This window comes from Plantactinospora sp. ZYX-F-223, assembly GCF_039649625.1.
In the GTDB taxonomy this organism is placed as follows: domain Bacteria; phylum Actinomycetota; class Actinomycetes; order Mycobacteriales; family Micromonosporaceae; genus Plantactinospora.
In genome coordinates this window covers 1-9,379 of sequence record NZ_JBDJAV010000102.1, presented here as the reverse complement: position 1 = coordinate 9,379, position 9,379 = coordinate 1, and the positions used below count along the sequence as shown (strand labels likewise).

Genomic DNA, 9,379 nt, shown 5'->3' with positions numbered 1-9,379 from the left:
GGCGGATCCCAGGGCGGCGGCGAGAACGGCTCGTCCGGGGAGACTCCCGGCTCCGACAGCTCTCGCTGGCACGGCGGCTCCCAGGGCGGCTCACAAGGCGGGTCGCAGGGCGGCTCGCAGGGCGGCTCCGGCTGGAACGGCGGATCCCAGGGCGGCTCACAAGGCGGGTCGCAGGGCGGCTCGCAGGGCGGCTCCGGCTGGAACGGCGGATCCCAGGGCGGCGGCGAGAACGGCTCGGGCTGGCAGGGCTCAGGCTCGGAGGGGTCGGGCTGGAACGGCGGGTCCCAGAATGGCCGCGAGGGTTGTGGCTCGGACAAGCGCGAGGACGAGGACAAGCGCAAGGACGAGGGCAGGCGCGCGGACGAGGACAAGCGCGAGGACGAGAAGGTGACGTCCGTACCATGCGACCCCGACAAGCTCATCGCCGCGCTGGTGCACGCCAACGCCGAGGGTGGCGGCAGCCTCAAGCTCGCGCCGAAGTGCACCTACACGCTCACCGCGCACGACGACAGCGGCGAGAAGCACAACGGCAAGGGTGAGAAGGGCGAGAAGGACTACGGCAAGGCGTCGTCCGACGCCGCCTCCGCCAACGGCACCATGGGCGTGCCGGGGACGGAAGCCAAGAAGGACGACAAGAAGGACGACAAGAAGGACGGCAAGAAGGACGACAAGAAGCACGACAAGTCCGGCCTGCCGGTGATCAAGGCGCCGATCAAGATCAAGGGTGAGGGCGCGACCATCACCCGGGACACGTACGCCAAGGACTTCCGCTTCTTCACCGTCCGTGACGGTGGCGAGTTGGAGTTGAGTGACGTCTTCCTGAAGAACGGGCGGGCGGACGAGGGTGGCGCGATCTCGGTCGACCACGGCGCCAGCGCCACGGTCAAGCGGGTCACGATCTCGGACAGCACCGCACTCGCCAAGGACGGCGGCGGCGGCGCGATCTTCAACGACGGCCACCTCGAAGTCACCGAGAGCAAGTTCGAGGAGAACAACTCGGCCGGCAACGGTGGCGGGATCCTCAACGGTGGTGTCCTCACCGTGGAGAAGTCCGAGTTCTTCAGCAACAGCGCCCACAAGGCCGGTGGCGGGCTCGCCAACTACCAGGGGGCGGCCGACATCACCAAGAGCGCCTTCGAGCACAACAACGCGGCAGAGGGCGGCGGCATCGCCAGCATCTCGGCCCGGACCAAGGTCTCGGACGGCGAGGTCAACAGCAACACCGCGAAGGTCGGCGGCGGCCTCTTCAACAAGGACGCCACCCTCACGGTCCGGGGGCTGCACGTCAGCAAGAACCTCGGCACCAAGGACGGCGGCGGAATCGCCACCATCAAGGGTCTGCTCACGGTGGACAAGAGCAAGATCACCAAGAACACCACGCGGGGCGACGGCGGCGGCATCTTCGCCGAGAAGTCCGAGGTGATCGTGCGGGACACCGAGGTCAGCGAGAACAGCGCCGTCGGCGCGCGTTCGGTCGGTGGCGGCATCGCGGTCGAGGGCGGTTCGCTCGAGCTGAAGAAGAGCAAGATCGTCGAGAACGACGCCACCAAGAAGGGCGGCGGGCTCTTCGCCGAGCACGCCAAGGTCAAGGTGGACGACGACACCGTGATCAGCAAGAACCGGCCTGACAACTGCGCCGGCGACAAAAAAGATGACAAAATCGACAACTGCTTCGCCTGATCCTCGGGTAACCGAGCGCAGGTGACCGGTGGCGGGTAGCCGGTAACGGAGACCACGGCCGGTGACGGAGCGGACGCATCCGGTCCGTCGGGGGCAACGATCATCAGATCGCACCCTCGGCGGGCCGGATGCGCGTCTCCGCGTACCGGGGCGGGCGTATCAGGCGACGTCGAGGACCCGGCGTACCCGGGAGAACCGGCCCGCCGCCAGGTCCGCGCCGTCGATCCAGAACGAGATCCCGACCAGTTCGCCCCAGGCGGTTCCCTGCTCGGCCTCGAGCGCGAGCAGCGGCCGGTGGCCGGCCGGTCCCACCACCGGGCTGTCCGGCCAGCCCAGCAGCCGGTGCCGCACGGTCGGCAGCCGGTCACGGATCTCGGTGACCAGGTCCATCACCCTGATCGGATCGGCTGAGAAGGCCGCCGCGAGTTCCGGCTCGGCGTAGTCGGGTGCGGCCAGGACCGGGGCGGCGACGAGCGGCAGCGCCGGAATCACCTCCACCTCCGGCGGGGCGGCCCGGTCCGGCAGCCCGACAGGTACGTGCAGCACGGCGCAGCCGTCGTCACCCGGACCCGCCCCGAAGTCGGCGCGGAACCACTCGTCGGAGAAGAAGAGCAGCGTCCCGTCCCGGGGCAGCATCCACTCCGGACCGAGCAGCGGCGCCAGCGCGGCGCAGTCGAGCCGGGCCAACAGCGCCATCGACCGCCCCTGGTGCTCCGGCCACCGCACCCCGTCCGGCAGTCCGGGCAGTCCGCCGTACCAGCCTGCGACCGGGCCGGCGGGCTCGCCGTCGCGGCACCGGGCCGGTACGGCGAGTCCGATCGAGGGGCGGACCAGGCCGAGGACCTGTTCGAGCAGGTCGGGATCGGCCTGTGCCCGGGGCGAGTCGGCGAGGGCGGCACGCAACGCCGCCACCGCACGGGAGAAGTCCATGGCGCGAGGATGCCAGGCGAAACGGCTCGATCCCAGCCGGGCCAAAGGGCCCAGCCCGGCCAGAGAGCCCAGGCGGGGCAACGGGCCGATCGGCGTGGCCGGACCGGTCACCTCCGGGTCGGCGGGGGCTACCTCCGGGTCGCCACGGCGCGGGCGAAGAACGCCAGGTTGGCCGGGCGCTCGGCGAGCCGGCGCATCAGGTAGCCGTACCAGTCGGTGCCGTACGGCAGGTAGACGCGCACGGTGTGGCCGGCCTCGGCGAGCCGGGCCTGCTCGTCCGGGCGTACGCCGTAGAGGAGCTGGAACTCGAACTGGTCCGGCGTACGGTCGAACCACCGGGACCGGTCCTCGGCGATCGCGATCAGCCGGGGGTCGTGGGTGGCGATCATCGGGTACCCCTGGCCGGCAAGCAGGATGTTCAGGCACCGGACATATGACTTGTCCACTTCCCGCGCCGACTGGTACGCCACCGACTCGGGCTCGGAGTAGGCCCCCTTGCAGAGCCGCACCCGCGACCCCGGGGTGGCCAGCTCCCGACAGTCCGCCTCGGTGCGCCGCAGGTACGCCTGGAGCACCGCCCCCGTACCCGGAAAGTCCTTGCGCAGCTCGGCCAGGATGTCCAGGGTCGAGTCGGTGGTGGTGTGGTCCTCCATGTCCAGCGTGACCGTGGTGCCGGCCGCCGCCGCGGCGGCGCAGATCGCGTGCGCGTGCTCCCGGGCCAGCCGCTCGTCGAACTTCTGGCCCAGCGCCGAGAGCTTGACGCTGACCTCGGCCGGCGGGGTGAGCCCGGCCTCGGCGAGCCCGCCGAGCAGGGCCAGGTACTCGTCCCGGACGGCGATGGCCTGGGCTGGGTTGACGGTGTCCTCGCCCAGGTGGTCGATGGAGACCGCGAGACCGTCGGCGACGAGCTGGCGGGTGGCGCGCAGCGCGTCGTCGGTGGTGGTGCCGGCGACGAACCGGCGTACGACGTCCCGGGTGAACGGGGCCGTCTCGACGAGCCGCTCGATCCGGGATGACCGGGAGGCGGCGAGGATGACCGATCGGAGCATGAGCCGAGCGTAACGCCAGCCGGTCACCGGTACGCGGGGACCGGAGCCTCCCGGGCGACCGGGTGACGGACCCGCACGAGGGCCGCGGGCGGTGCGACGCGGGTCGGGGTGTCCGCGGTGGCGCGGATCGGTTACAACAATGTCGTGGAAAAAGTTTCGCGACGCCGTCTCCGGTCCGCGAGCGTGCAACTGGGCGCGCTCACCGCCCTCGCCGTCACCCTCTCCGGGTGCAACCAGGTGGGTGACGACGACGACTGCGACTCGCGATCGAGCACGCCACGGCCCCGCTCGCTCGCGCTGGCGGCGTACGCCCCGGCCACCGTGCCGACCACCACGACCGCCGGGTCGACTGCCCCGGACGTACTCCCCGAGCGGGGCGGCTTCGGCACCCACCTCGCCTCCTGCGGCGGCTGACGGTGCGCCGGGAGAGCTGCCCGCCCCGGCCGGACTGGTCGGCGACGGTCCGCGCGCAGGGCCTGGTCTACGCCGACACCGAGCTGCCGGACGGCGGCCTCATGTCGTACTGGGACGAGAGCGCCTGCTACGCCTTCGACCTCGACGAGGTGCTCCGGCTGGAGGAGGCGACCGAGGAGCTGCACCGGATGTCGGTGGCCGCCGCCGAGCACGTGGTGGCACGGAACCGGTTCGCCGAGTTCGGCATCCCGGCCTGGGCCGCCGAGGCGGTCACCCGGTCGCTGCGCGAACAGCCGCCCACCCTGTACGGCCGGTTCGACCTCTGGTACGACGGCTCGTGGCCGCCGAAGCTGCTGGAGTACAACGCGGACACCCCGACCGCGCTGGTCGAGGCGGCGGTGATCCAGTGGTACTGGCTGGAGGACACCCGTCCCGAGCTGGACCAGTGGAACAGCGTGCACGAACGGCTGGTCGCGGCCTGGCAGCGGATCGGCGCCGGCCTGCACGACCCGCTGGTGCACGTCGCCTGGTCGGACGAGGAGGAGACCGGCGAGGACCAGATGACCGCCGGCTACCTCGCCGAGACCGCCCGGCAGGCGGGGCTGAAGACCGAGCTGCTGCCGATGCTCCAGATCGGCTGGGACGGCCGCCGGTTCACCGGCCCGCCCGGCCCGGACGGGGCGAGCACGCCGATCCTCACCTGCTTCAAGCTCTATCCCTGGGAGTGGATGCTCGCCGAGCCGTACGGCCGGCCGGCACTGGACCCGGGCACCCCGACCACCTGGATCGAGCCGGCCTGGAAGCTGTTGCTCTCCAACAAGGCACTGCTGGCCGTACTCTGGGAGCTCTATCCCGGCCATCCCTACCTGCTGCCGGCGTACCTCGACTCGCCCCGGGGAATGACCGAATACGTGGTCAAGCCGCTGTTGGGTCGGGAGGGTGGTTCGGTGCGGATCGTCACCAGAGCCGGCGAGATCGACAATCCAGGGATTTACGGTGACGAAGGATGGTGTTACCAGCAATTCCGCGCACTACCGTCGTTCTCGGATAATCACCTGGTGCTGGGCAGTTGGGTCGTGGCCGGCGAGGCGGCTGGTGCCGGGCTGCGGGAGAGCCGGAGCCTGATCACCGATGGCTACGCGCGGTTCCTTCCCCACTACGTGGACGCGCCACGGGAGCCGTAAGTCGTCTACGGTTGTCGGGTGAACTTCGACGCGTACGCCCGGACCGGGGTCGATCTCGTCAACGCGCGACTCGACGACCTCGACGACCTGCGGGCCGTTTTCACCGACGAGCACGGCTGGATGCGCGACGAGGTGACCGAACGGGACGTCGCCGCCTTCCGCCGGGCCCAGAAACGCCTGCGGGACGTCTTCGAATTCGGCTCCTCGGGACGGGACGCCGACGCGGTGGACGAGCTGAATTCGCTTTTGGAGAGCTACCCCGTCCAACCACGGATCTCCGGACACGATGCCAAGGACTGGCACATGCACGTGACCAGCCGGGGGGCCTCGGTGAGTGCCGAGTTCCTGGCCGGCGCGGTCTGGGGGCTGTCGGTCTGGCTGTGCGAGTACGGCAGTTCCCGGTTCGGTGTCTGTGCCGACGACCGCTGCGGCAACGTCTATCTGGACACCTCGTCCAACTGCTGCCGCCGGTTCTGCTCGGAGCGCTGCGCCACCCGGTCGCACGTCGCCGCGCACCGGGCCCGCAAGCGGGCAGCGGTGGAGGCGAAGGCACCGGTCGTGGCCGAGATCGAGGAGAAGACTCCGGCCCCGGTCGGCTGACCGGCTCGTGGCGGCGCCCCGGTCCTGGGCAGGGGCGCCGCTGACCACCCCACGCGGGTGCCGTCAGCGCTCCTCGCGGAAGTCGACATGCCGGCGGAGCACCGGGTCGTACTTGCGCACCACCATCCGGTCCGGGTCGTTGCGGCGGTTCTTCCTGGTCACGTACGTGTAGCCGGTGCCGCCGGTGCTGCGCAGCTTGACGATCGGGCGTACGTCGTTGCGCCGGGCCATCAGACCGTCACCTCCCGCCACGCCGGGTTGCGCACGGGCCGCCACGCCCGGTTGCGTACGAGACTGTCGCTCGGCCGTGCGCCGGTGCGGGCGCTCCGTCTGGGCATCTGATTCCTCCTCGACCGCGTACGACCATTTCGTCCTGACCAGGTCCTCCTCCGACCCTGCCCGCCGAGTTCCACGCGGCGGGCGACTCTAACCCGACGACAGGAGCCCGCTTATACTGACAATCATTTTCAACTACTCCGGAAGGCCCGCCATGTCGTCACCCCTGGCCCCCGACCACCTCGACGCCGCCGCCCGCACCGACGGCCGCGCCTCGGTCACCGTGCTCACCGGGTTCTGGCCCGCCGCCAGCTACGCGGTGGCGAGGGCGCTGCTCGCCGACGACCCGAGCCTGTTGCTCGTCCGGCACGAGCTGACCGACCTGCGCGCCGGGGTGCTCCGCCGGGTCGTCCGCGACGGAGCCGGGATCGTCGAGGACGAGATGATCGCGCTGGCGCACGGCTGCCTCTCCAGCACCCTGCGCGAGGACGTGCTGCCCACCCTCACCCGGCTGGCCCGGACCCGTCCCGGCCGGGACCTGGTGCTGCTACTGCCGGAGACCGTCGAGCCGGAGGCGGTCGCCGAGGTCTGCGCCCACCACCTGGTGGACGGCGCCCCGGTCACCGACCGGCTGCACTTCGACTCGTACGTGACGGTGGTCGATGCCGCGTACCTGCTCGACGGGCTGGCCAGCCCGGACGACCTGGCCACGCTCGGCATCCAGGCCGCCGACGACGACCACCGGGGCCTCGCCGACGTGATCGCCCGGCAGATCGAGTACGCCGACACCCTCGTGCTGTGGGGCGCCCCCGGCGACAGCTCCGACAGCGGTCAACTGTCGGTACTGCTGCACCGGCTGGCCCCGTGGGCCGTGCAACTCCCCGTCACCGAGCCGTACGTCGACGCGGGCGCGCTGACCCGGCGGCTGCGGCACACCGACCGGCACCGGCCGGAGACGCCCGGCGTACTGGCCCGGGGGATCGAGGGCCACCTGCTCGGCGTACCGGAACCGCAGCCGGACCACGGGGTGGTGTCGGCGGTGTTCCGGGCCCGCCGGCCGTTCCACCCCGGACGGCTGCACGAGGTGCTGACGGCGGTCAACGCGCCGGTGCTCCGTTCCCGGGGCGTGTGCTGGCTGGCCAGCCAGCCGCAGATCGCGATCGGCTGGGAGTTCGCCGGCGGCGGCCTGACGCTGGGCACCCTCGGCCGGTGGCTGGTCGACGCGCCGGACGAGGACTGGGCCGAGGCGAGCGACCAGCGCCGGCTCGCCGCCGCACTGGACTGGGACCCGTACTACGGCGACCGGCACAACTACCTGGTCTTCGTCGGCTTCGACCTGGACCCGGTCGACATCCACCGCACGCTCGCCCGCTGCCTGCTCACGGACGCCGAACTGGCCGATGGCGAGGCCGGCTGGCGCGGCTATCCCGACCCGTTCGCCGGCTGCTTCCCCGCCCCCGGATCCGCACCGTCCACACCGGACACCTGATCCGGCCGGGCATGTGCCTAGAGATCGGCTGCGGTCAGGTCGAGCCGCCAGTCGTTGGAGCGCATCAGCTGCCCCTTCGGAAACTCGAACTCGGTCACGCCGAGCAGCTCGAAGCCGGCCTTTCGGCAGACCGCGTTGGAGGCGGCGTTGTCGACCGAGGGATAGGCGTGCGCGTACTGGTGGGTCCGCCGGGCGCGGGCCTCGTCGACCACGGCCAGCAGCGCGGCGGTGGCCAGCCCTCTGCCCTGGTACGCCGGCAGGATGCTCCAGCCCATCTCGTAGACCGTCCGGTCGTGCCAGTCCCGTGCCCAGTAGCCGACGCTGCCGACCGGCACCTCGTCCGGGATGGCGACCACCCGGAACATGCACCCCTGCCCGCCGCCGCCGAACCGGACGTAACGCTCGTGCCGGGCAAGGACCTGCTCCTCGGTCTCCGGGCCGCCCAGGTGCCGCTTCATCTCGGGCGCGTTGATCCGGCGGAGCAGGTCGAGGTCGCCCTCGCTCCACGGCTCGATCCGGACCCGATCCAATCCTCCAGCCACGCCTTCCCACCTTTCCGTCCGTCGTCTCCCTGCCATTCAAGCGGGTCGGACCGACAATCCAGCCGGAGTTTCCCGCCGGTGGCCCGTGACCGGGGGCCACCTCGCCGACCCGGGTACGTCAACCAGCCGCAGCGTCCCGTCGTGCACGCCGCCTCGGATCCGCCCTCGTGATGCGGACCCTCCGGACGGTGTGCGCGGGGACGGGGCACTTCACCGGTCCTGGGGACGGTCGCTCCTCGGCGCTCCCACCTCGGTAGTCTCGTCCGATGGCCACCGCCGACCAGCTCGCCGTCATCGACGCCCTGCTCGCACGGCCGTTCCGGGCCGGGGACTCCGGCGAGGCGCACCTGTTCAGCGGGGCGGGTTACCACCTGTGCCACCTCCAGGCCAGCCGGGACTTCTGGGAAGACCGGGACGAGGAGGTCCGCGAGGGGGCCCAGCAGGAGATCGAGACCGCCTTCGGCCACCTGGCCGCCGCGTTGACCGCCCGGTGGGGCGGACCCGAGATCGTCCGGATCGACTGGGACGACGAGTCGGCGCCGGAACCGGTCTCCCGGCTCGGCATGCTCACCGGCGAGGTCCAGGTCTGGCGGCGGCCGGAGGTCGACCGGTGGGTGGGACTCGCGATCGGCCAGGCCGACAACGAGTACCCGGTCGAGCTGCTCGTTACGGTCGCCGAGTTGTCGACCCTGCCGTCGGCCCACCGGAACTGATCGCTCGCCGGTCCGCATACCCTCGGTCTCACCCCGGTCCGGGGAAGTCGTCCGGCGGATAGACCACCGACCACGGGCGCGGCTGGCCGGTACCCAGCACGATCGGGGCGGCCGGGGCCGGGCCCGCCAGGATCTCGGCGGCGACCTGGGCGAAGGTCGACGCGGCCGGATGCGCCGACCGGTCCGGCCAGACCCCGGAGGTGCGGCGGCGCAGCACCGGCTCGGTCAGCGGCCGCCAGGCGACTCGGGGCTCCCGGCGGGCCGTCGACTCCGGCTCGAACGCCACGCACCCGCGAGCGAGCACCAGGCCGAGCAGGAACTCCGGGTTGCCGGCGTGCCGGATCCGCCGGGGTGTGAAGCCGTGCCGGCGGCAGAGGTCGAGGACCCGGTCGTGCCAGTCCGGCGCGGTGGCCCGAGGAAAGATCGCCAGGTCGTGCCCGGCGAGGTCGGCGAGCGCGACCTCCCGCAACTGGGCCAGCGGCGAGGCGCGCGGCAGTAGCAC

At 71.7% G+C, this 9,379-nt stretch carries 11 protein-coding genes; 6 read left to right on the top strand and 5 right to left on the bottom strand.

Annotation, left to right across the window (positions count from 1 at the left end; all coding sequences use genetic code 11):
* Nucleotides 1–1,680: hypothetical protein (locus tag AAH979_RS41915; protein WP_346263676.1), on the top strand; the 1,680-nt coding region annotated here is incomplete at its 5' end.
* A gap of 159 nt (nucleotides 1,681–1,839) precedes the next feature.
* On the opposite strand, the gene AAH979_RS41910 is transcribed toward AAH979_RS41915, so the two are convergent.
* The gene (locus AAH979_RS41910; RefSeq protein WP_346263675.1) at nucleotides 1,840–2,610 is read right to left on the bottom strand and encodes a DUF1963 domain-containing protein; all 771 of its coding nucleotides are present in this window, start codon (nucleotides 2,608–2,610) and stop codon (nucleotides 1,840–1,842) included.
* Nucleotides 2,611–2,738: 128 nt separating this feature from the next.
* Entirely contained in the window at nucleotides 2,739–3,659 is a 921-nt protein-coding gene (locus tag AAH979_RS41905) for a proline dehydrogenase family protein (protein WP_346263674.1), read from the bottom strand.
* A gap of 144 nt (nucleotides 3,660–3,803) precedes the next feature.
* Between AAH979_RS41905 and AAH979_RS41900 the strand changes: the two genes are divergently transcribed.
* The 3 genes from AAH979_RS41900 to AAH979_RS41890 are packed head-to-tail and all read left to right on the top strand — an operon-like array spanning nucleotide 3,804 to nucleotide 5,857.
* Nucleotides 3,804–4,073 carry a hypothetical protein gene (locus tag AAH979_RS41900; RefSeq protein ID WP_346263673.1) on the top strand — a complete coding sequence of 90 codons (270 nt, stop codon included), beginning with the start codon at nucleotides 3,804–3,806 and terminating at the stop codon, nucleotides 4,071–4,073.
* A 2-nt stretch (nucleotides 4,074–4,075) separates the two neighbouring features.
* On the top strand, nucleotides 4,076–5,257 hold the full coding sequence (locus AAH979_RS41895) for a glutathionylspermidine synthase family protein (RefSeq protein ID WP_346263672.1): 1,182 nt from the start codon (nucleotides 4,076–4,078) through the stop codon (nucleotides 5,255–5,257).
* Nucleotides 5,258–5,275: 18 nt separating this feature from the next.
* Nucleotides 5,276–5,857 carry a CGNR zinc finger domain-containing protein gene (locus tag AAH979_RS41890; protein WP_346263671.1) on the top strand — a complete coding sequence of 194 codons (582 nt, stop codon included), beginning with the start codon at nucleotides 5,276–5,278 and terminating at the stop codon, nucleotides 5,855–5,857.
* Nucleotides 5,858–5,920: 63 nt separating this feature from the next.
* Here the strand turns inward: AAH979_RS41890 and rpmG are convergent, their stop codons facing one another.
* Nucleotides 5,921–6,088, bottom strand: coding sequence for a 50S ribosomal protein L33 (gene rpmG / locus AAH979_RS41885; protein ID WP_346263670.1), 168 nt, complete (start codon nucleotides 6,086–6,088; stop codon nucleotides 5,921–5,923).
* 259 nt (nucleotides 6,089–6,347) lie between these two features.
* Here rpmG and AAH979_RS41880 point away from each other — a divergent pair, with 259 nt between their 5' ends.
* A complete protein-coding gene (locus AAH979_RS41880; RefSeq protein ID WP_346263669.1) occupies nucleotides 6,348–7,622 on the top strand; it encodes a GTP-binding protein in 1,275 nt (424 codons plus the stop codon).
* A gap of 17 nt (nucleotides 7,623–7,639) precedes the next feature.
* Here AAH979_RS41880 and AAH979_RS41875 read toward each other — a convergent pair whose 3' ends face one another.
* Nucleotides 7,640–8,164: a GNAT family N-acetyltransferase gene (locus AAH979_RS41875; protein ID WP_346263668.1), complete on the bottom strand. Its 525-nt coding sequence runs from the start codon at nucleotides 8,162–8,164 to the stop codon at nucleotides 7,640–7,642.
* Between the two features lie 266 nt (nucleotides 8,165–8,430).
* Between AAH979_RS41875 and AAH979_RS41870 the strand changes: the two genes are divergently transcribed.
* Nucleotides 8,431–8,877: a hypothetical protein gene (locus AAH979_RS41870; protein WP_346263667.1), complete on the top strand. Its 447-nt coding sequence runs from the start codon at nucleotides 8,431–8,433 to the stop codon at nucleotides 8,875–8,877.
* Between the two features lie 28 nt (nucleotides 8,878–8,905).
* Here AAH979_RS41870 and AAH979_RS41865 read toward each other — a convergent pair.
* The coding region (locus tag AAH979_RS41865) for a LysR family substrate-binding domain-containing protein (RefSeq protein WP_346263666.1) at nucleotides 8,906–9,379 on the bottom strand (474 nt) is incomplete at its 5' end.